This window comes from Haloarcula mannanilytica, assembly GCF_005406125.1.
GTDB lineage: Archaea > Halobacteriota > Halobacteria > Halobacteriales > Haloarculaceae > Haloarcula > Haloarcula mannanilytica.
In genome coordinates, this window is sequence record NZ_BIXZ01000001.1 from 175429 (window position 1) to 195716 (window position 20288).

Here is a 20288-nt window from a genome sequence, read left to right on the forward strand (position 1 = left end):
TGAATATCAAGTATCTTGGACTGTGGTTGTCGCGTTCATCCCGATTCCATCGCGGTGCGTACCCGGGACGTACGCCGCTTCGCCGCCACAGCGGCGCTGGTCCCGGCAGACTTCGAGCCGCGGCGTCAGCGTTCGAACGCCCTCGTCCGTCCGGTCGACCGGTAGTTCCGCCCGGTATTCGAACCCCGCGCCGGTCCCGTAGTCGACAAACATGATCAGGGTGATCTGATCGTCCTCCGGTGTTGGCACGCTGACTTGGTCCTCGACACCGTCGCCGGTGAGCCGCGTCCGGTCCCGGTCGGTCGAGAGCTGCAAATCTAGCGTGTCGGTCCCGGTGACGGTCGCGTAGTCGTTCTCGCCCTCGCTTGTGAGCCGTATCGAGACCAGCGCGGCCTGTTCCGGGACCGACGCCGACACGTCGGTCCGGACCGTCTCGCCTTCGGCGACCGACACCGGCTGGAGTCGCGGCTCGACGGGCAGCCCCAGATACGGGACCCACTCGCCGCGGAACACGTAGCGGTAGTAGTTCCGGTCGGGGTAGGCGTCGATTACTTCGAACTGTCGGTGTTGCATCGCGTAGACGGTGTCGCCGTCGAAGTCGGGGTCGTTGCGCACCGACTGGAACGGGTGGTTGAGCCAGTCGCCATAGGGTGTCGGGAGCAAGACGAGAGTGTTGTCGAGGTCCCGTTCCTCGAAGGGTTCGTAGGCTCGTTCTAACTGCTGGGTGACCTGGTAATTGTCCGAGACCGGCTCGGCAGCCGTCGTGACGGCCGCGCTGCCGCCCAGCGCTGCGCCACACAGTGCTACCGCAAGCAGGGCCGGGCGGACTCGGTCAGCGCTGACCCGCTCGGTGATAAGCTGGTGTAGCCGCCGTGAGACGGCAATGACGCCGACGGCCCCGAAGGCAGTCAGCGGGACGAGCATGTCGAGGTGGTAGAACGGCCCCAGGAAGGAGACCAGGCCGTCGGTCGGGTCTGAGAGGTCCCCGAGCATGTTCACGGTGCCCCAGAAGTAGCCGTTGCCGAGGGGCACCGTCAGGAGGACACCGGCAAGGGCCGCCTGCCGACCGTCGATGCCGCGGCGCGCGACCGCCCCGAGTCCGACAGCCGCGGCGACTGTCCCCAGCGGGCCGGCGACGACCCACTGGGTGAGAAGTTTCCAGAGGAGTTCGGTGTTCGCGTCAAGCGACATCGCCGGCGTGAACTCACGCGAGTAGCCCAGAATCTCCCGGTGGCCAAAGCCCGGCCCGTCCTGCGGGGCGAACACTTCGTACGGAAACAGCAGCGCGGAGCCGGTGACGACGCGGTTGTACGCGAGCGTCGCGGCGACGCCGGTGAGTCCGCCAACGGCAGTCACTGACAGGCGTTTGAACCGCGCCGGGTCACGCGTCCGGAGCCTCCACAGCGCGTGGACGATGAACGGCGTCGCAAACAGGACCGCCGTGTACGGCCGCGCGAAGAAGGCGATACCGATCGAGAGCCCGGCACCGGCCGCTGTCTTTCGACTCCCGGTCCGGTCGGCGTGGAGATACGCCGCGGCGAAGCCGAGGTTCCAGAGTGTCGCCGGCATATACGAGAGAAACACCGAGGCCTCGATGAGAAACAGCGGCGACCCGAACATGAGGAGAGTCGCCACGACGCCCGTTCGAGCGTCGAAGGCCTCGCGGACTGTGTGGTACGTCAGCGCCAGCACGCCGGTCGAAATCAGCCCAAGCGCGATCCGGTACCCCCCAAGCAGTTTCCCGACGGCGAACATCGCCGCCGGCACCGGCGCGTACTTCGGATACAGCCGTTCGCCGTCGGCCACGAAAAACCACGGCCGGAACGACTCCTCGACCGGCGGGTACATGAACAGGTGCCCCTCAAGCAGCATTGCGGCCTGCTGGAGGTAGACGCCCTCGTCGTGGTTGGTGGTATGATGGGGAAAGACGACGTGGGCGAGTGCGAAGACGGCGAGCCCGCCCAGCAGTGCTACCAGTCCCGCCTGTACTCCCGGCCGGCGCAGTCGGTTCATTCCGTCGGATACCAGGCCAGGTCGTGGTCGGCGACCAGGTCAACTTCGACTGGCTGGCCCGGCTCGAACGTCTCGACGTGGTTGTGCATGCAATGGACAACGTCGCCGCTGTGGAGTTCGACCCGGTAGACGAACGACGGGCCGTTGTACTGGCGGTGGACGACGTAGCCGTCGGCTTTGGACTCGTTTGTCGGCATCGCCTGCAGGTCGTCCGGACGGACTAACACGTCGACCATCGCCCCCTCATACGCCTCAACCGGGCCGTTCAGCAAGTCTCTGTCGAACGAACCCAGCCCAGTCTCGATGGAGTCGTCGGTCACGCGTGCCGAGAGGAAACTCGCCTGTCCGAGGAAACTGGCCACGAACCGACTTTCGGGGTTCTCGAACACCTCGGCAGGGTCCCCGACCTGTGCGATGGTCCCGTCGTTCATGATGGCGACGCGGTCGCTTATCGACAGCGCCTCCTCCTGGTCGTGGGTCACGGAGATGGCGGTGACGCCGGCCCGCTTGAGGATCTTGCGCACCTCCTCGCGCATCTCGACGCGCAGGCGCACGTCCAGATTCGAGAACGGCTCGTCGAGCAGGAGCACGTCCGGCTCCGGGGCCAGCGAGCGCGCGAGCGCGACGCGTTGCTGTTGGCCGCCCGACAGCTGGCTCGGCATCTTGTCGTGATGGGACTCAAGATCGACCAGTTCGAGCAGTTCATCGACCCGCTCCGCGACGGTGTCCTCATCCATCTCCGTTAGGCCGAAGGCGATGTTCTCGGCGACAGTGAGATGCGGGAACAGGGCGTAGTCTTGGAACACGATGCCGACGTTTCGCTCCTCGGGCTTCCGGAACGAGGACCCGTCGGCGATGACCTCGTCAGCGATGGATATCTGTCCGTCAGAAGGGCGTTCAAGCCCGGCGATCATCCGGAGGGTCGTGGTCTTCCCACAGCCCGATGGCCCGAGTAGGGTCAGCAGTTCACCGTCTTTCACATCGAGCGAGAGGTTTTCGACGGCGACTTCGTGACCGTAGTCCTTGGATACGTCGTCCAGTTTCAGGACCGTCCGGTCCGGGTTCGCTACCGCTGCGTCCACGTCGTCGAAGTCCGCTGTTTGCTGTGTGCGTGTTTGTCGAGACATTAGCTTGTGTCCTCCCGTCGAAGAATGACCAGCATGGAGAGCCCGGAAAGGGCCACGAGCACGAGGGCCGGGACCGCAGCCTGTCCATAGTAGCCGGCACCCTGAACGAGCCAGATGTACGTGACGAATGTTTCGAAGCCCGTCGGGCGTAACATCAGCGTTGCCGGCAATTCCTTCATCGTCGTCAGGAACACCAGCGCGGCTCCGGCGGCGATGCCCGGCGCGACGAGCGGCAAGACAACTTTGCGGAACGCCGAGAGCGGGCGATAACCCAACGAGCGCGCCGCCTCGATGTACTGCGGGTCCACCTGGAGAATCGATGACTCGGTCGTCCCGACGGCCTGCGGGAGGAACCGAACCACGTAGGCGAACACCAGCAGGATGACGCTCTGATACAGGAAGGGGACGTACCGGAGTCCCAGGTACACCAGCGCGAGCCCGAGGACGACACCGGGGACGGCGTACCCGATGTATGTGGCCCGCTCGGGCAGTGACGAGGCCCTTGTGGTCCCGCGTGCGGCGAGGTACGCAATCGGGAGCGCCGCCACGACGCAGATGGCGGCCGCGGCGGCGGCCAGCCCGACCGAGTTCCAGGCGTAGGACGCCTCGAACGTGAAGCCGCCGCCGCTGTACCCCGTCCCGGAGCGGAGGAGCCACTGAAGCAGAATGCCGACCGGAAGCACCAGACACAGCGACGCGATGGCACCGCAAAACAGCAGCGCCGGCCCCTTCCAGTAGCCGAGCCTGATGAGGCCGGGGCGACGCGATCCGCTACTGACGTAGGCCCCGTCGCGGCCGGCGCTGATGCGCGATTCGACAGCGAGGATGCCAAGCGCCATCACGAGCAACAGCATCGAGAGCACGGAGGCGTAGTCCAGCCGTCGAGCGCCGAACTCGTTGTAGATCATCCGCGTGAACACGTCGTACTGCATAATCGCCGGCGTCCCGAAGTCAGAGAGCGTGTACAGCGCCACCAACAGCGCGCCGGCGGCAATACCCGGTGCAATCTGTGGTAGCGTGACGCGGCGAAACGCCTCCCAGCGTGTATGGTTCAGCGTCCGGGCGGCCTCGACGACGGTACCGTCGAACGACAGCAGGGACGCGCGCGTAGTCAAAAACACGTACGGGTACGTAAACAGCGTCAGCACGAGTATCGCGCCGTGGAGGCCGTATATCTCCGGAATCTGTTCGATACCGAGCGGCGCGAGCAGATCCGCGAGTTCGCCCCGAGGCCCGAACGCCGAGACGAAGGCGAAGGCCCCGATGTAGCTCGGGACGACCAGCGGCAGTGCGGACGTAATCGTCCAGAACCGCTTGAACGGCAGGTCGGTCTGGACGGTGAGAATCGCCAGCGGAACGCCGATGAGAATCGACGCGGCGGTGACGCCAGTCACCAGCGCCAGCGTGTTCAGCGTCACCGAGACGGTCGTCTCGCTGGTCAGGAGTTCGACTGCTCGCGGGAACTCGATCTCGCCCGCTCGGAGGAACAGCCACACCAGTGGTGACAGCAACAGCAGCGAAATCGCTAGTGAGACCACTGCGAGCAGCGTGTGCGGAGACGAGTCTCGTTGCGAGCTCGTCGCCTGCTCCCGAAGCCGCTCGTAGCGGTCTTTCGTACCCATGTTAGAGGACGCCGGCGTCCCGTAGCAGGTCGACGGTCCCGGCCACGTCGGCCAGCTCCGTCAGGTTGATGTCCGGCGGGTTCAGCTCGTCGATGCGCGGCAGGTCGCCGACCGGTTCGACACCAGGGATCATCGGATACGCGAACGTCCGCGTGGCGAAGAACTCCTGGGCCTCCGCCGAGAGGACGTGCCGGACGAAGTTCGCGGCCAGTTCCGCGTTGTCGGTCCCGTTGATGATTTCGAGGCCCGAGACGTTGACGAGCGCCCCGGCGTCGCCCTCGGTGAATGCGAGACCGATGGGGGCGTTCTCGCGCGCGGACTGGACTCGGAGGGTGTAGTAGTGGTTGGCGAAGCCGGCAGTCAGTTCGCCGTCGGCGGCGGCGTTGGAGACACGGAACTCGTCGGCGTAGGTTTCGATGCCGTGGTCCTGCATCGACTGGAGCCACGACCGCGTCTCGTCGTCATCGCGGATGAGCCGCATCGCCGTGATAAAGGACTGGAACGCGCCGTAGCTCGGGGCCCAGCCCATGCTGTTTTCGAGCGCGGCCGTCTCGGGGAACTCCTGAACCGTCGACGGAATATCCGATTCGGAGATCTGGTTCGTGTTGTACGGTATCGCTCGGGCGCGACCGGCGATGCCCACCCAGCGGCCCTCGCTGTCCTGGTAGGCCTCGGGAACTGTCGAGAGGGATTCCTCGGGCAGGCTCGCAGTCGCGCCGGCGTTTGCCACCGCGCCGAGGGAGCCAGCGTCGATGGACATGAACACGTCGGCGGGACTCGCACCGGCCTCGTTCTCCTCGATGATCGTGTTCGCGAGGTCGCTGGAGGCTTCGAGGCGGTGGTTCGCCGTGAAATCCGGATACAGCTGTTCGAACAGGTTGATGAGATCGAGATACAGTCCGCCCTCACCACCGCCGAGATACAGCGTCAGTTCGCCGCTGAGATCCGGCAACTCCTCGATGGAAGTGCCGCCGGGGGCGTCACGCTGTGCCACCAGCGGGCCGGAGCCCCGGAAGTCCGAGAGGGAAATCCCGCCGGTTCCGGTCCCGGTACCGCTTCCACCATCGCTTCCCCCGTCACCGCCATCGCTACCACCGAGAAGGCCGGAACAGCCGGCAATCGCTGTTGCGGCAGTAGTGCTACCGAGCGCGAGGAAACGCCGTCGCGACTGCGTCACGTTACGTCCCGTCGTATCGTTAGAATCACTCATTATTTGATTTAGGGTTGCCTAAACAACTTAGGCCTTTCTAGTCGTCCGCGGCTGCGGGGACCTGTTCCGTCGCGGCGTTCTCCAGTTCATCGAGACACGCGAGCCAGTCGAGCATGAACTCTCCGCAGTAGTTAAGGAAGGCACCGTTTTCCCAGTCGCTGAAATCGCCGTCGGCCATGGCCGTCGCGATGTCCTCGAACACGGCGGCGTAGGAATCGGCGTCCGCACCGGCATCGTCGACGATTTCCCAGACGTGTTCGTTGAGTTCGAGGCCGTGGACTTCGTTTGTCAGGTCCGAGAACGTCGAGCGGGGCGCTTTGTTGTGCTCACACAGCGGGTCGCCGTTGTAGATCTGTTTGCCCAACACGTCACAGGCACGCTTGAGGAACACGCCCGACCAGATGTCGTCGAAGCGGCCAACGTCCCATTCGTTTTCGTCCATCGGCAATTGGTAGAACGCCGGGATGACCTCCCGACGGAACGCGAGGTTCATCGAGCAGACGGTGAGATACTGGCCCTCGGCGGCGACGAAGTCCTCGCCGAAATCCTCAGCAGTGGTGCGCGTCTGGGCCTGTCCCTGAAGATCGCCGTCCATCAGGATGCGAACGGCGTCGAGATCCGGGACGTTCGTCCAGAGGCCCTGGGAGGCGACCACGTCGTCGACATGAGTCTGCTCGGTCTCGACTGTTTCGTCCATCGCGGCGTAGGGGTAGCCACGCGGGTACAGCCCGTGTTCGTCCTCGTTCTCGTAGAGGACGTTGACCCACTGCTCGTCGGAGCTGACGGTCTCGATCTCGCCCTCGAAGGCCAGGTTCTCCATGTGGGTGCCAAAGAAGTCCGCGTCTTGGTGTGGCAGCGTATCGTCGTCGATGAACACGCCGTACTCGTAGTCGTTGGCCCACATGTAAAGGAGGCCAAAGGACGTTTGCGCGTGGCTCGCCTCGGGAATTAGGTGTGAGTACTCGCTCGCGCCGTGGTCGGCAAACCACGTTTCGCGGCCGGTCCCGTCGTAGACGGCCCCATCGACGCCCTCCTCGTCGAGCATCTGTTCCATCGCGTCGGTGTCACAGAAGTCCTCGGTGATGAGTACGACGAACAATCGGTCCAGATCGAACCCGTGGTCCCGGGCGTTCTGGAAGTACGACCGCATACATTCGTGATTTCTGATCGTCGGCACCATCACGCAGATGTCGGCTGTCATGTACTGGCCCTATCTCTTTAGGCCATCCTAAAAGAGTTGGTGTTTTTCGCCTTTGCTGCCCTCGTAGAAGTGTTTTCTAGTCATAATAATGCTGATATTGTGCTGTCATTATATTCGGCAGTCGTCGTTTAATGTTGTATAGGGGGAACTATTATTTGGCTGTGCTTTGCCAGATTAGGTGATGAGCGTACGAAGTAACAGGGCTCCCCTCGAACACAAATGAACCTGGATAATCAAACCTGTGTCGTCACCGGGTCATCGCGCGGTATCGGCCGCGGAATCGCCAAAGACCTGGGCGCACACGGGGCCAACGTCGTGGTGAACTACCGGTCCTCGGACGCGGAAGCCCGTGCCGTTGTCGAGGACATCCGCGAGAACGGTGGCAACGCCATCGCGGCCCAGGCCGACGTGGCGAAACTCGACGATGTGCGGGCGATGCGTGAGACGGTCGCCGACGAGTTCGGTCCCGCGGACGTACTCGTCAACAACGCCGGGATCACGATTGACAAGAAGTTCGAGAACATGACCCGCGAAGACTGGGACACAGTTATCGACGTTAACCTCGGCGGTGTGTTCAACGGAACGAAGGCGTTCTACGACGACATTCGCGACGCGGAGCACGGACGACTGATAAATATCTCTAGCGTTGTCGGCCAGCAGGGCAACATCGGGCAGGCCAACTACGCGACAACGAAGTCCGGCCTGTTCGGGTTCACGCGGACGCTTGCCCTCGAACTGGCACATACGGGTTCGACCGCAAACTGTGTCGCCCCGGGGTTCGTCAAGACCGATATGTTAGACGAGGTGCCCGAACGCGTTCAGGAGAAGATACTGCGGGAGATTCCGCTGGATCGGTTCGCACGCGTCGAGGACATCGCCGGGATCGTTAGATTCGTTGCGAGCGAGGAGTCGAGCTACATGACCGGACAGGTACTCGGCGTCAACGGCGGCATGGAGTGGTAACATGAGTCAACAGGAAGAACCAGACGACGAGAGCGAAACGCCCGACGACGCGGTCGAAGAACTCAGACAGAAGCGAGCCGAGGCCGAACTCGGCGGCGGCGAGGCCCGTATCGAATCCCAACACGAGAAGGGCAAGATGACAGCCCGGGAGCGCATCGACTTCCTCGTCGACGACGGGACGTTCAACGAAGTCGACCCGTTCGTCGAGCACCGGTCGACGAACTTCGGCATGGAGGAGAAGCGCTTTGCCGGCGATGCAGTAGTCACCGGCTACGGGGAGGTCGATGGACGGAAAGTGTTCCTGTTCGCCCACGACTTCACGGTCCTCGGGGGTTCGGTCGGCGAGGTCGTGGCCGACAAGATCTGCAAGGTGATGGACAAGGCCATCGAGAACGGCGTCCCGGTCATCGGGCTCAACGACTCCGGCGGCGCACGCATTCAGGAGGGTGTCGACTCGCTGGTCGGCTTCGCCAAGATTTTCGAGCGCAACACCAAAGCCAGCGGACTTATCCCACAGATTTCGGCCATCATGGGGCCGTGTGCCGGCGGTGCTACCTACAGCCCGGCACTGACTGACTTCACCTTCATGGTCCAGGACACCAGCCACATGTTCATCACCGGACCGGACGTGATCGAAACGGTGACTGGTGAACAGGTGTCCAAGGAAGAACTCGGCGGGGCGGGCTCACACTCGACGAAATCCGGCGTCGCGCATTTCTCGTACCCCTCGGAGGAGGAGGCCCTGGAGAACATCCGCCGTCTCCTGTCGTACCTGCCGGCGAACAACATGGAGGACCCGCCGCGGGTCAAACCGTGGGACGACCCCGACCGCGAGATTCCCGAAGTGACCGATATCGTCCCGTCAGCGCCGCGCAAGCCCTACGACATGACGAAGGTCATCGACTCCATCGTCGACGAAGAATCCTTCTTCGAGGTCCACGGCAACTGGGCACGCAACGTCGTCATCGGCTTCTCGCGGCTGGACGGCCAGTCGGTCGGCGTCGTCGCCAACCAGCCACGCGTGAGCGCGGGGACGCTGGACATCGACGCAGCCGAAAAGGCCGCTCGGTTCGTCCGCTTCTGCGATTCGTTCAACATCCCCATCCTCACGCTCGTCGACGTGCCCGGGTTCATGCCCGGTACGGACCAGGAGCACAACGGCATCATCCGTCGGGGCGCGAAGTTAATCTACGCCTACGCCGAGGCGACGGTGCCGCTGCTTTCGGTCGTCGTGCGGAAGGCCTACGGTGGGGCGTACATCGTCATGTCCTCGAAGTTCCTGGGCAGCGATGTGAACTACGCCTGGCCCGGATCGGAGATGGCGGTGCTCGGTCCCCGGGGCGCGGTCAACATCCTCTACCGGAACGAGATCGCGGACGCCGACGACCCGGACGCCAAACGGCAGGAACTGATGGACGAGTTCCGCGACGAGTTCGCCAACCCCTACGGGCCGGCGAAACGTGGCTACCTTGACGATGTCATCGAACCGAAGGACACGCGCAAGCGACTCATTCAGGACCTCGATCTCCTGGGGCGCAAGCGCGAGGACACCCCGCCGAAAGATCACGGCAACATCCCACTGTAAGATGGCGACGCTCGACTCATCACAGCCGAACGCGGAGGCAGCGCCCACCGCAGACGACACAGCGAGCGACGACCTGTCGCTATCGATACCTGCCGACGCGTCCCAGGCGGAGGCAGCAGCTATCGCTGCCGCTGTTAGCGCGTACGTGACTGACCACCAGCGGGCCGCTGTGGCAGCACAGCAACGTAACTCGGTCGAGTACGTCGACGAGTGGACGCTCGCCGGACGCCTGGCGAGCGTGGGCAAACGTCACCTGCCGACGAAGGTCGAACAGGGTGAAGAATGGAAGGCGGCGGCGCGAGCGCCGTACTAGGCGTCAGTAAACTCCTGCAGTACTTCGAGGTCACGGGCGGTGCGCATAAACTCCGACAGCGACCGTTCGGTTCCGCAGTCGTCACAGTCAAACGGCGTGTCCGGGGCCCGGAGGTCGGACACGTGTTCTTCCCAGGTCACTGAACATGCCGGACACTGTAACTGGAGCCAAGCCTCCTGCATATATGTGCGTGATTAGCACACACAAATATATCTTGTGTGAGTTTTCAGTTTCAGCAGAGCCGTTTGCGGGTTCGATGGGGTTTGGCGTGCCTAAAGATGGGAAGGTTTAAATGGATTAGGCAAGCCTAAAACGATATGAACCGACGAGAGTACATCGTTGCGGCTGGTGTCGGATTGACGGGGACGTTCGCCGGTTGTTCGGGACAGTCAGAAGCCGGCACCGACGGTGACGATGGGACCGCTGACGCGACGGAGCCCGGCACAACTGTCGCGGAGTCGACCACGGCCCCGGAGTCGACGGATTCCAGCTACACCGTTTCGATGGAGCCGGTCGGCGACGTTACGTTCGAGTCGGTGCCCGAGGTCTGGGTCGCGAACAACGGGAGTTGGGCCGACATGGGGATCGCGCTCGGGCTCGACGCGCCGGAGGGCGTCTGGCTGCCATCGCGGTACCACACCCAGTACTACGACGAGATCCCGGGCGTCAGCGTCGACGGGAGTTCGATCCGAAAGCTGTGGGGTGACAGCGGCGTCGGCAAGGAGCAGTTCTACGAAATGGACGCCGATATCCACGTCATGGACCCGAACTTCCTGATGAGTCGCGGGACCTGGGAACAGTCGGATATCGACGAAATCGAGACGCAGATCGCGCCATTCTTCGGGAACAGCATCTTCTCGACCGGCTACGAGTGGCACGACTACACCTACTATACGCTGTACGAGGCTTTCGAGAAGCTGTCCCAGGCGTTCCAGCGGACCGAGCGATTCGACGCGTTCCAGTCGCTTCACCAGGAGTTCCAGACGACGCTACAGGACATCGTTCCAGACTCCGAATCCGAGCGGCCGGAAGTGGCCATCATGTGGGCCGGCAGCGACGAACCGTCGACGTTCTCGCCGTACCTCATCGAAGACGGGACCAGCTTCAAGCAGTGGCGGGACCTGGGCGTGCGCGACGCGTTCGCAAAAACTGATGTCAGGGATTTCCACTCCGACCGAAGCGAGGTTGACTTCGAGACACTGCTCGACATCGATCCGGAGTACCTGCTCATGCGCGGGCAGGAGGACAAGACACGAGGGGAGTTCGAGGACACGATTGTGAGTGCCCTCGAATCGGACCCGACCGGAAGCGAACTGAAAGCGGTGCAAAACGGAAACGTGTACCGCGGTGGCTCGCTGTATCAGGGTCCGATATCGAACCTGGTCCTCACGGAACGGGCCGCGACGCAGGTGTACGACGTGGACCGGGAACTGTTCGACCGCCAGCGCGTCGCCGACATCGTCGCCGGAGACCTGTAAGGCCAAGCCATGAGCCGAGGACCCCGACTCGCAAGCGAGCATCTGATGCGTCTGGGAGGAGGGATGCCTACGGCCTCGGTCGGGGCGTTCTGTACCGGTATCGAGCAAAGAACGCCCGCCGCTGTCGACGCCTGTCGGTCCCCGACCGAACGCGGCATTGACACTGTACCACGTTTCGAACCGAATCCGACTTCGTCACAATGGTAGGACGAACACTCGCAGACATCCGCGACAGACTCTCGGACCTCAGCGTCGCTGTCGGTCCGTATCGCGTCGTGAGCGCCAGAACGGGGACGCCACCGTTCCCGGTGTCGGGAATGCAGTTCCCGGACCGCGAGACGGCCGCCGAAGCGGCCAGCGTCGCGACCGCCTACCGGAGCGCCCTCCGTCGATACGACCCCCGCGTCACCGTCCACGGTCTCATCGTCTGTGAGGCCCCGTGGGGGACCGACGCCGTCAGGACTGCGCCGCCGTCGCTCCCGGAGTACTGTCACACGGTCGCCGGAGCGCTGTTCGAGGTGCTGTCGGGCCGCCACCGTTCGGTCGAGCAGGCGGTCATCGACAGTTATCTCAAAGCGGCCGAGGAGACCGAGAACCGCGAGCGGCTCTGTCTGGCGATGCTCGAAAGCATGGCCGAGGCCATCGCAGACCACCTTGATCCGGCGATGCAGGCGGACACGCTCCGAGAAGCCGCCGGGCAATTGCCGAGAAAGCAAAGCGGCCCTGAGCCTGTACGGGACGCCGTGTCCGACCTCGAAGCGGCGGGCGTAGTCGACTCAGCGACTATCGAAGCCACAGCCGGTGGTCCGGGCCGCTGTCCGAAATATATCACATTACAGAACTATCGCCCGACGCTGTCCGACCTTCGCTGTCCGGTGTTACCGATTGCCGTCGAACTGCTTCGACGAACGAGTATCACGCCACAGATGGCCGAAGCAGAGCGAACTGCGGACGGCTGGCGGCTTCTCGTCTCGCTAGCCGGTGACCGACCTGCGGAGGGGCTGTCGGTCGTCACGACGACCGCCTGAACATTCACCCGATCCGATAGGTCAGACCGTAATAAATACACGGTACCCCTGTGACGACACGGGTATGGGAGTCGCAGTAATCGGCGCGTCAATGACGAAGTTCGGGCAACGCGACGCCTGGATCCGTGAGTTACTCTCACAGGCGGGCGAGGAGTGCCTCGTGGATGCCGGCGTCGCACCCGATGACGTAGAGCACCTGTACGTCTCGAACATGGCAAGCGGCGAGTTCGAGGGCCAGACAGGAGTAATGAATGCGCTAGCCCACGACCTGGGCGTGTTGCCGGCCTACAGCGAGCGGGTCGACCAGACCTCCTCCTCGGGCGGGGCCGGCATTTACGAGGCCTGGCAGTCCGTCGCCAGCGGGGCCAGCGACATGACGCTGCTGGTCGGTGGGGAGAAAATGACCCACAAGACGACGGGGCAGGCGACCGACATCATCGCCTCAATCACCCATCCCGACGAGTACAAACACGGCGTGACGCTCCCGTCTTTTGCCGGGATGACCGCCCGGCACTATCTGGAGCGGTTCGACGCCCCGCGGGAGTCGTTGGCTCGCGTCGCGGTCAAGAACCACAAAAACGGCGTCGACAATCCGAAGGCACAGTTCCAGAAGGAGATCACGATGGAGAAAGCGCTGGAGTCGCCTATCATCGCCGACCCGCTGCGGCTGTATGACTTCTGTCCGATCACGGACGGCAGCGCCGCGCTCATGTTCACGACAGAGGAACGGGCTAAAGAGATAACCGACGAGTACGCACTCGTCAGCGGAGTCGGCGGGGCGACGGACACCCACGTCGTCCACGAGCGCGACGATCCGACAATCATGGGCGGCGTCGTCGAGTCGAGCGAGCAGGCCTACGAGATGGCCGGCCTCGGTCCCGATGACCTCGATGTGGCTGAACTGCACGACATGTTCACGATTCTGGAGTTCCTCCAGCTAGAGGGCATCGGCGTCGCCGAGCAAGGGACGGCCTGGGAGATGGCGATGGACGGAGCCACCGCCAAGGACGGCGACCTGCCGATCAACACCTCGGGTGGACTCAAATCGAAGGGGCATCCGCTCGGCGCGAGCGGGGTGGCCCAAGGCGTCGAGATTTACGAACAGCTCGTCGGCGAAGCCGGCCCGCGCCAGGTCGAGGCCGACACGGCCCTGGCGTGTAACGTCGGCGGCTTTGGCAACTGTGTCATCACCACCATCATGGAGGCCGCAGAATGACCCTGGTTGCAGGCATCTGTCCGAACGGTCACGTCTCGTACCCCACGCACCCGCGCTGTCCAGAGTGTGGCGAACCACAGGAAGGGACCCTCGATCTGGCGGACCGGACCGGCGAAGTCGTCACCTGGACGCACTCGACGGCGACCCCGCCGGGCGTCCGCGAACCAAACACGCTGGCTATCGTCGAGTTCGATATCACCGATGTCGCCGACGCAAGCGACGAGTTCGTCCGTGCGCTCGGACAGGTGACTACGGACGAGGTCGAAACCGGTGATACGGTCGAACCCGTCTACACCGAGGAACTCCGCGACCCCGAAGCGGGGATCAAAGTGCCCGAGAGCCAGGACTGGGACGGCTACCGCTGGAAGCCTGTCTGATTAGCTCTCCTCACCTGTCGGGTAATGCGGCCCTCTATCGTCGGCGAAATCGTCCTACAGCGTCAGTGAACGGCTGCAGGGGAGCTACACAGTCGAAACAGTTGTCGAATAGCTCTCCGAAACTGTTTCCTTCTCGGCGAGTTCCGCGATGCACTCCTCGACGGACTCCGCGCGGCCCGCGTCGGCGAAGGGCGCGACCTGTACGAGGTCGTCGCCCTCGTAGATCGCGAGACAGACAGCCGGCATGACGAGTTCTTGGCGTCGCTCGCCCGTCGTGGTGCTGTAACAGAGCCGGGTGTCGAAAAACGGTGCGAGACAGACCCCGGCTTCGCGGGCCCACTCCGAGAACTCGTTGTACAGGTCTCGTTCCGTACCGTTGCCGGACCCCTGAAGTGGAACGCGCTTGTTCCATTCGACCGTCTCAACGGCGTCGAGAACGGTACGACACACCAGCTCCTGTAGCTCACGTTCGATTTCGGTACAGCGTTTCTGGGACGGCATGGGCAGGTCAGACCGGACGAACAACGTTGCCCGCCGACCGTCCGGAGCAGTAGAGCTGGACATCGGTGTCTGTAACTAGCAGTCCACAATAATAAAGCATTATGTTTATTAGATAATGTTTATTGGCAGTGTCTCCCCTCATCACTCCGTGTCGTTTCCATCCCCGTTTTGAGACCCAGTATCTCCTTCATCACGACCGTCGATATCGTCCTTTATCGACCGTAGCTCAGCGTCTACATCGACCGGTACGTCCGTGGCCTGATCGGACTCGTCGTCGCCCGTTTCGCCTGGCTCGTCGGCCAGGCGCTCCTGTATCTGTGTCCGTAGTTGTTGGGCTTCCTGAATGAGTTCGCGGGCCTCCTCGTCTTCCGGCGTCCCTTCGACGGCGTGTTGCAGGTCCGTCAGCGCGCCGTCGAGACGGGAAAGCGTGGCCCGGCTCAGATCGCTCGCACGCTGGCGCATCTCCCCGGAGGCGGAGCCGGTCGAAGTCGGTCGACCCTCGGCCATCCGGAGGGCGCGTCGGAGCAGCTTCAGCGCCTCGATGTTGGTCCGCAAGACGAGAATGATCGCGGGAATGGTCACGTCGCTGGTAAACCGGAGGAGTTCGCCCGGCGTCGGCGGCCGCGGCAGGCCGCTGTCCGTCGTGGGTTCGACCTCTGTTTCGAGGTCCTGTAGCGTCGTAACGAGGTCCGTAATCAGGGCGGTGAGGTCGTCATCCGAACTCATACCTTTCTCTTGTCGCTTCGGGTACTAAAGACCGCGCCGTTCGGTACCACCTCTATCCAAATCGAGGTATCATTTGGCGCTGGTGTCGGCACTGGAATCCTCAGGTGATTAGGCCAACCAAAACCCTTTTGACTTTAGGGGTACCTAACTCAGGTAATGCCATCCCAGACGGACGATGTCGAGGCCTCCGAGGACCGCCCGGACGTATCAGCACTGGACAGCGGCGCTGACAGAACCGTGTTTACCGAAGACGGAAACCGAGACGGCTGGATCTCGACTGACGTAACCGTTTCCCTCCAACGGTAGTCCGTATCGCCTCCCGCCCTAGTCAGGTCCCTTTCTCTCTGTTTTGACGTTCTCCAGACTCCGTCGTCGAAATGACTGCGTGGACGCGCCGCTGTGTGCTGTGAATCGGATAGCGGCACTACCGGGGAAAAACGAAGATAGAAATTTTGTGCCGACGTTAGTCCATGACCAGCGTGTCGTCTTCGAGGTAGTGCTCGATGTGGTGAGCGTCTTCCTCGGTCTGGACGATGATTTCTCGGAGGATTTGCGCCGTCGCGTGGTCGCCGAGGTTCTCCGCGAGGTCGATGTGGTCACGGAGCGATTCGATCACGTCGCCGTACATTTCGAGGTCGTTCTGCAGCGACGTGCGGATGTCGTACACGTCCTGGCCTTCCGGTTCGACCGACGCGTGCTCTTCCTGTGCCTTGCCGCCGGCAATCGGCGTGCCGCCGAGGGCCTGGGCGCGCTCGGCGATTTCGTCGGCTGCGGCTTCAGCGTTCTCTGCGGCGTCGCCAAGGAACAGATGGAGGTCTCGGAACTCCGCCCCCTCGACGTTCCAGTGGTGCTTGCGCAGCTGATGGTACAGTGTGTACGTGTCGGCGAGGTCCTGGTTCAGCGCGCTGATGACCTGCTCGGACTTCTCCTTGTCGAGGCGGAGTTCGTTCTCTTCGACGGTCCCGAACTCACGTCGGACGTGCTCTTGGGTTTCCATGGTCATTCAATTATACACACGGGGGACACTTAAAGATTGTTTTGTGAAAATATGTTTTTGGGAACCCGAAAATAATATTTCTCGGAGAGAGGTCCAATTCTCTGAGCGGAAATATCACCCGTGGATGATGGCAATCGCGCTAGTTCCACTGCTGGCCGTCCGCTGGACGCCTGATATAAAAGGCTGGTCGCGATTAGGCGGGCCGAGAGACGACGATAGCGACGGCGTCCTCGTCGATAGCGTCGCTGTCAACGGCCGCCTCACGGAGCACCTGTTCCTGGTGGACCGCGACGACCGCGGCAAGCAGGTAATCATCGAGTCCGAGATGTGTTCCGTACTCCTGCCAGACGGTTTCTCTGACGGCCATGAAGAACGTCTCGGACGTGCGATGCAGTACGGCTTCGTCGAAGCGCTTCCGCCACTCGTAGACGAGGTTCTCGACCCCCGGATTCTCGCGCATCGTTCGCTGGTGGTCGGCGAGCGCGGACCGCAGCTTCTCCTCGTCGACGTTGTTCGTTCCGGCGACACCGCGTATCACTTCGTCATCGAACGGCGACAAGAGGTCTGTTTCAGCCATTGGCACACGCTATGGCGGTGACGAACAAAAACGTCTGCACACCGAAATCGCGGTAATGAATCGTCTAGATTCCCGCTCGCTGGGAGTTCCCCACACCTATATTCCCGTCCCGCTGTAACCGTCGGATAGAGGCATGGGACGACTATCGACGTTGTTTGCGCCGGAACGTGTCGCAGTGGTCGGGGCGACCGATTCGGAGGGGTCCGTCGGTCACGCGGTCACCACGAACCTGCTGGATTCGTTCACAGGGGATGTCGTGGCCGTGAACCCGAACAAAGAGACAGTGCTTGGATTACCGTGTTATGATAATCTCGCCGATATAGACGACCCTGAATCGGTCGACGTGGCCGTCGTCGTCGTGCCGCCGACGGTCGCGGTCGACGTTATCGAGAACGCCGGGCAAGCGGGTATCGAGAACGTCGTGGTCATCACCGCTGGCTTCGGTGAGACCGGCAGCGATGGGGCCGAGCGTGAACGGCGGCTCCGCGAGGTGGCCCGCGAGTACGACCTGAATCTGGTCGGGCCGAACAGCCTCGGCGTGATGTCGACCCCCGTCGGGCTCAATGCCACCTTCGGCAACGAGATGGCAAGCGACGGCGACATCTCCTTTATGAGCCAGTCGGGCGCGTTCATCACCGCCGTCCTGGACTGGGCCGCCGAGCGCGATGTCGGCTTCAAAGACATCGTCTCGCTCGGGAACAAGGCCGTCCTGGACGAGAGCGATTTCGTCGCCGAGTGGGGCGAGGACCCCGACACCGACGTAATTCTTGGCTATCTGGAGGATATCGACGACGGCTCATCGTTCGTGCAGACGGCCCGGGAAGTCACGCAGGACACGCCGATTGTCCTCGTCAAGTCCGGGCGCACGGACGCGGGTGCGAGCGCGGCGGCCTCCCACACCGGTGCGATGGCCGGCTCGGAACGGGCCTACGAGGCGGGCCTCGACAAGGCCGGAACGCTCCGGGTCGAATCCGTGCAGGAACTGTTCGACTACGCCCAGATTCTCGCCGGCCAGCCGCTCCCGGAGGGTGACGAAATCGCAATCGTCACAAACGCCGGTGGTCCCGGTGTGATGACAACCGACGCTGTCGGCGACTCGGACCTGAAGCTCGCGCAGTTCGGCGACGAGACGTTTGCACAGCTCCGCGAAGAGATGCCCGAGGAAGCAAACATCTACAACCCGGTCGACATCATCGGTGATGCTCCGGCGGACCGCTTCGAGACGGCGCTTGAAACAGTACTCGCGGACGACAACGTCTCGATGGCTGTCGTCGTTGCTTGTCCGACGGCGGTCCTCTCCTTCGAGGAACTTTCCGAGCGGGTCGTCGAACTGCAGGAACAGTTCGGGAAGCCCGTCGCGGCGACGCTAATGGGCGGGAAGTCCGTCGACGCGGGTGCAAACGTCCTCAGCGAGGCGGGCGTGCCGAACTACTTCGACCCGGCCCGCGCCGTCGGCAGTCTGGACGCCCTCAGACGCTACAGGGAGATCAAGGCGACCGAGTACGAGGAACCGACGACGTTCGACGTGGACCGCGAGCGCGCACGCGAAGTGATCGAATCCGCGGCCCGACGCGGGTCGAACCGGCTCGGTGTGGAAGCGATGGAACTGCTCGACGCGTACGGGATTCCGACACCACAGGGCGAGGTGGTTTCCTCGCCCGTCGAAGCGGAGTCCATCGCCGAGGAAATCGGCGACAACGTGGTGATGAAAATCGTCAGCCCGGACATCCTGCACAAGTCCGACATCGGCGGTGTCGAGGTCGACGTTCCCGTCGAAGACGTGCGCGACACCTACGAGGACCTCGTTGTTAGAGCGCGCAATTATCAGTCGGACGCGACGATACTCGGCGTCCAGGTCCAGGAGATGGTGGACCTCGACAACGGCGTCGAGACGATTCTCGGGATGAATCGTGACCCACAGTTCGGGCCGCTGTTGCTGTTCGGGCTTGGTGGTATTTTCGTCGAGGTGCTCGAAGACAACACTGTCAGTGTCGCCCCCGTCAGCGAGAACGAGGCCGAGGGGATGCTCGACGATATCGACTCCGCGCCGCTGTTGCGCGGTGCCAGGGGACGCGACCCCGTCGATGAAGACACGCTCGTCGAAACCATCCAGCGCCTCTCGCAACTCGTCACTGACTTCCCGGCTATCGTCGAACTGGACATCAACCCCCTCGTCGCGACGCCCGACGGGGTGCAGGCGGTCGACCTGCGACTCACCCTCGACCAGGAGCAACTATGACCGATACGAACACGCTACTCGTCACGTCACTGGAGGAAGGCATCGGCAAGACAGCGATCACGCTCGCGCTCGCAACACGGGCCAAGGACGCGGGCTACAACGCCGGCTACATGAAACCCAAAGGAACGCGACTCCGGAGTGCAGTCGGCAAAACGCGGGACGAGGACCCGATGCTCGCCCGGGAGATGCTTGACCTGGACACCGAACTCCACGAGATGGAGCCCATCGTCTACTCCCCGACGTTCATCCAGGAAGCCATCCGCGGGCGTGAGGACCCCGACGACCTCCGCGAGCGACTGCAGGAAAGCATCGAGACGTGTTCGGACGGGACCGACCTGCTCCTCGTCGAGGGGAGCAGCGACCTGACGACCGGCAGCATCGTCGACCTCACGGACATCGACATCGCGGAACTGCTCGACGCTCGCGTGCTGTTAGTCACCGGCTACGATACCGCCAGTGACACGGACGAGATTCTGTCCGCGGCCCGGGCCATCGGCGACCGTCTTGACGGCGTCCTGTTCAACGGCGTCACTGACGCCACAGTGGACGAACTCGCCGACGACGTGGTCCCGTTCCTCGAAAGCGAGGGGGTTCCGGTCCACGGAATCCTGCCGCGTGACCGCTCGCTCGCCGGTGTCACCGTCGCTGACCTCGCACGGAGTCTCGGCGCAGATATTCTCACCGGCGACGCCAACACCGACGTACACGTCGAGCGGTTCAGTGTCGGCGCGATGAGCGGGAGCAGCGCGCTCGAACGCTTCCGCCGGACGCGCGATGCCGTCGTCGTCACCGGGGGCGACCGCTCGGAGGTCCAGACCGCCGCCCTCGAAGCCTCCGGCGTCAAGGCGTTGCTCCTCACCGGCGGGTTCCAGCCTGCCAGCGCAGTCATCGGACAGGCAGCCGAGAAAAACATCCCAGTGCTGTCAGTGCAGTCGGACACCCGAACCACGATAGACAGAGTCGAGGAGGTACTCCGAACCGGGCAGACGCGCAACGAGGCCACAGTCGACCGTATGCGGTCGCTACTCGATGACGGCGTCGACGTGGAATCGCTCCTGTCGATAGAGCTGTAGCACCACTGTTTCGGCTGGGCAGTAGTCCGTTCCTAACGGAAC

At 63.0% G+C, this 20288-nt stretch carries 20 protein-coding genes; 10 read left to right on the forward strand and 10 right to left on the reverse strand.

All coding sequences use genetic code 11. The annotated features are described in order from the left end of the window. Window positions 1-6: 6 nt before the first annotated feature. Genes Harman_RS00800 through Harman_RS00820 form a run of 5 tightly spaced genes read right to left on the reverse strand, consistent with a single transcriptional unit; the run spans window position 7 to window position 7173 of the window. The gene (locus Harman_RS00800; RefSeq protein ID WP_137681929.1) at window positions 7-2013 is read right to left on the reverse strand and encodes an ArnT family glycosyltransferase; all 2007 of its coding nucleotides are present in this window, start codon (window positions 2011-2013) and stop codon (window positions 7-9) included. After that, window positions 2010-3140, reverse strand: a complete 1131-nt coding sequence (locus tag Harman_RS00805) for an ABC transporter ATP-binding protein (protein WP_137681930.1) — start codon at window positions 3138-3140, stop codon at window positions 2010-2012. The genes Harman_RS00800 and Harman_RS00805 overlap by 4 nt, the downstream gene beginning before the upstream one ends. Continuing rightward, window positions 3140-4762 carry an ABC transporter permease gene (locus Harman_RS00810; protein WP_137681931.1) on the reverse strand — a complete coding sequence of 541 codons (1623 nt, stop codon included), beginning with the start codon at window positions 4760-4762 and terminating at the stop codon, window positions 3140-3142. The genes Harman_RS00805 and Harman_RS00810 overlap by 1 nt, the downstream gene beginning before the upstream one ends. 1 nt (window position 4763) lies before the next feature. Continuing rightward, a complete protein-coding gene (locus Harman_RS00815; protein ID WP_137681932.1) occupies window positions 4764-5972 on the reverse strand; it encodes an extracellular solute-binding protein in 1209 nt (402 codons plus the stop codon). Window positions 5973-6009: 37 nt separating this feature from the next. Beyond that, a complete protein-coding gene (locus tag Harman_RS00820; protein WP_137681933.1) occupies window positions 6010-7173 on the reverse strand; it encodes an alpha-1 4-glucan-protein synthase in 1164 nt (387 codons plus the stop codon). 219 nt (window positions 7174-7392) lie between these two features. Between Harman_RS00820 and Harman_RS00825 the strand changes: the two genes are divergently transcribed. From Harman_RS00825 to Harman_RS00835, 3 genes are read left to right on the forward strand one after another with little or no spacing between them, the layout of a single operon-like run. Beyond that, window positions 7393-8136 carry a beta-ketoacyl-ACP reductase gene (locus Harman_RS00825; RefSeq protein WP_137681934.1) on the forward strand — a complete coding sequence of 248 codons (744 nt, stop codon included), beginning with the start codon at window positions 7393-7395 and terminating at the stop codon, window positions 8134-8136. Window position 8137: 1 nt separating this feature from the next. Continuing rightward, window positions 8138-9721, forward strand: a complete 1584-nt coding sequence (locus Harman_RS00830) for an acyl-CoA carboxylase subunit beta (protein WP_137681935.1) — start codon at window positions 8138-8140, stop codon at window positions 9719-9721. Window position 9722: 1 nt separating this feature from the next. Beyond that, a complete protein-coding gene (locus Harman_RS00835) occupies window positions 9723-10034 on the forward strand; it encodes a hypothetical protein (protein WP_137681936.1) in 312 nt (103 codons plus the stop codon). Here the strand turns inward: Harman_RS00835 and Harman_RS00840 are convergent. Then, window positions 10031-10216 (reverse strand): DUF7836 family putative zinc-binding protein, encoded by a 186-nt coding sequence (locus tag Harman_RS00840; protein ID WP_137681937.1) that lies wholly within the window; start codon window positions 10214-10216, stop codon window positions 10031-10033. The genes Harman_RS00835 and Harman_RS00840 overlap by 4 nt on opposite strands. Window positions 10217-10351: 135 nt before the next feature. On the opposite strand from Harman_RS00840, the gene Harman_RS00845 reads away from it, so the two are divergent. From Harman_RS00845 to Harman_RS00860, 4 genes are all read left to right on the forward strand, one after another. Then, complete coding sequence (locus Harman_RS00845) at window positions 10352-11512, forward strand: ABC transporter substrate-binding protein (protein ID WP_137681938.1); 1161 nt, start codon at window positions 10352-10354, stop codon at window positions 11510-11512. Window positions 11513-11712: 200 nt separating this feature from the next. Then, entirely contained in the window at window positions 11713-12540 is an 828-nt protein-coding gene (locus Harman_RS00850; RefSeq protein WP_137681939.1) for a DUF7551 domain-containing protein, read from the forward strand. Between the two features lie 64 nt (window positions 12541-12604). Next, window positions 12605-13756 (forward strand): thiolase family protein, encoded by a 1152-nt coding sequence (locus Harman_RS00855; RefSeq protein WP_137681940.1) that lies wholly within the window; start codon window positions 12605-12607, stop codon window positions 13754-13756. Continuing rightward, window positions 13753-14133: a Zn-ribbon domain-containing OB-fold protein gene (locus tag Harman_RS00860; RefSeq protein ID WP_137681941.1), complete on the forward strand. Its 381-nt coding sequence runs from the start codon at window positions 13753-13755 to the stop codon at window positions 14131-14133. Before Harman_RS00855 ends, Harman_RS00860 begins: the two co-directional genes overlap by 4 nt. An 84-nt stretch (window positions 14134-14217) precedes the next feature. On the opposite strand, the gene Harman_RS00865 is transcribed toward Harman_RS00860, so the two are convergent. Together Harman_RS00865 and Harman_RS00870 are read right to left on the reverse strand one after the other, a co-directional pair. Next, entirely contained in the window at window positions 14218-14697 is a 480-nt protein-coding gene (locus tag Harman_RS00865) for an HTH domain-containing protein (protein WP_137681942.1), read from the reverse strand. A 78-nt stretch (window positions 14698-14775) separates the two neighbouring features. After that, entirely contained in the window at window positions 14776-15360 is a 585-nt protein-coding gene (locus Harman_RS00870; RefSeq protein WP_137681943.1) for a DUF7547 family protein, read from the reverse strand. 156 nt (window positions 15361-15516) lie between these two features. On the opposite strand from Harman_RS00870, the gene Harman_RS21330 reads away from it, so the two are divergent. Further along, a complete protein-coding gene (locus tag Harman_RS21330; RefSeq protein WP_200830804.1) occupies window positions 15517-15666 on the forward strand; it encodes a hypothetical protein in 150 nt (49 codons plus the stop codon). Window positions 15667-15823: 157 nt separating this feature from the next. Here Harman_RS21330 and dpsA read toward each other — a convergent pair whose 3' ends face one another. Continuing rightward, window positions 15824-16357: a DNA starvation/stationary phase protection protein DpsA gene (gene dpsA, locus Harman_RS00875; RefSeq protein ID WP_137681944.1), complete on the reverse strand. Its 534-nt coding sequence runs from the start codon at window positions 16355-16357 to the stop codon at window positions 15824-15826. A gap of 193 nt (window positions 16358-16550) precedes the next feature. Further along, on the reverse strand, window positions 16551-16934 hold the full coding sequence (locus Harman_RS00880; protein ID WP_137681945.1) for a hypothetical protein: 384 nt from the start codon (window positions 16932-16934) through the stop codon (window positions 16551-16553). A 133-nt stretch (window positions 16935-17067) separates the two neighbouring features. Here Harman_RS00880 and acs point away from each other — a divergent pair, with 133 nt between their 5' ends. Both acs and Harman_RS00890 read left to right on the forward strand, forming a co-directional pair. After that, window positions 17068-19173, forward strand: coding sequence for an acetate--CoA ligase alpha subunit (acs, locus tag Harman_RS00885; protein ID WP_137681946.1), 2106 nt, complete (start codon window positions 17068-17070; stop codon window positions 19171-19173). Then, window positions 19170-20246: a phosphotransacetylase family protein gene (locus Harman_RS00890; RefSeq protein ID WP_137681947.1), complete on the forward strand. Its 1077-nt coding sequence runs from the start codon at window positions 19170-19172 to the stop codon at window positions 20244-20246. Before acs ends, Harman_RS00890 begins: the two co-directional genes overlap by 4 nt. Window positions 20247-20288 lie beyond the last annotated feature (42 nt).

Coding starts and splice junctions, on each gene's coding strand:
- Harman_RS00800 (WP_137681929.1), bottom strand. CDS start 2,013: ATGAACCGACTGCGCCGGCCGGGAGTACAGGCGGGACTGGTAGCACTG.
- Harman_RS00805 (WP_137681930.1), bottom strand. CDS start 3,140: ATGTCTCGACAAACACGCACACAGCAAACAGCGGACTTCGACGACGTG.
- Harman_RS00810 (WP_137681931.1), bottom strand. CDS start 4,762: ATGGGTACGAAAGACCGCTACGAGCGGCTTCGGGAGCAGGCGACGAGC.
- Harman_RS00815 (WP_137681932.1), bottom strand. CDS start 5,972: ATGAGTGATTCTAACGATACGACGGGACGTAACGTGACGCAGTCGCGA.
- Harman_RS00820 (WP_137681933.1), bottom strand. CDS start 7,173: ATGACAGCCGACATCTGCGTGATGGTGCCGACGATCAGAAATCACGAA.
- Harman_RS00825 (WP_137681934.1), top strand. CDS start 7,393: ATGAACCTGGATAATCAAACCTGTGTCGTCACCGGGTCATCGCGCGGT.
- Harman_RS00830 (WP_137681935.1), top strand. CDS start 8,138: ATGAGTCAACAGGAAGAACCAGACGACGAGAGCGAAACGCCCGACGAC.
- Harman_RS00835 (WP_137681936.1), top strand. CDS start 9,723: ATGGCGACGCTCGACTCATCACAGCCGAACGCGGAGGCAGCGCCCACC.
- Harman_RS00840 (WP_137681937.1), bottom strand. CDS start 10,216: ATGCAGGAGGCTTGGCTCCAGTTACAGTGTCCGGCATGTTCAGTGACC.
- Harman_RS00845 (WP_137681938.1), top strand. CDS start 10,352: ATGAACCGACGAGAGTACATCGTTGCGGCTGGTGTCGGATTGACGGGG.
- Harman_RS00850 (WP_137681939.1), top strand. CDS start 11,713: ATGGTAGGACGAACACTCGCAGACATCCGCGACAGACTCTCGGACCTC.
- Harman_RS00855 (WP_137681940.1), top strand. CDS start 12,605: ATGGGAGTCGCAGTAATCGGCGCGTCAATGACGAAGTTCGGGCAACGC.
- Harman_RS00860 (WP_137681941.1), top strand. CDS start 13,753: ATGACCCTGGTTGCAGGCATCTGTCCGAACGGTCACGTCTCGTACCCC.
- Harman_RS00865 (WP_137681942.1), bottom strand. CDS start 14,697: ATGTCCAGCTCTACTGCTCCGGACGGTCGGCGGGCAACGTTGTTCGTC.
- Harman_RS00870 (WP_137681943.1), bottom strand. CDS start 15,360: ATGAGTTCGGATGACGACCTCACCGCCCTGATTACGGACCTCGTTACG.
- Harman_RS21330 (WP_200830804.1), top strand. CDS start 15,517: ATGCCATCCCAGACGGACGATGTCGAGGCCTCCGAGGACCGCCCGGAC.
- dpsA (WP_137681944.1), bottom strand. CDS start 16,357: ATGGAAACCCAAGAGCACGTCCGACGTGAGTTCGGGACCGTCGAAGAG.
- Harman_RS00880 (WP_137681945.1), bottom strand. CDS start 16,934: ATGGCTGAAACAGACCTCTTGTCGCCGTTCGATGACGAAGTGATACGC.
- acs (WP_137681946.1), top strand. CDS start 17,068: ATGGGACGACTATCGACGTTGTTTGCGCCGGAACGTGTCGCAGTGGTC.
- Harman_RS00890 (WP_137681947.1), top strand. CDS start 19,170: ATGACCGATACGAACACGCTACTCGTCACGTCACTGGAGGAAGGCATC.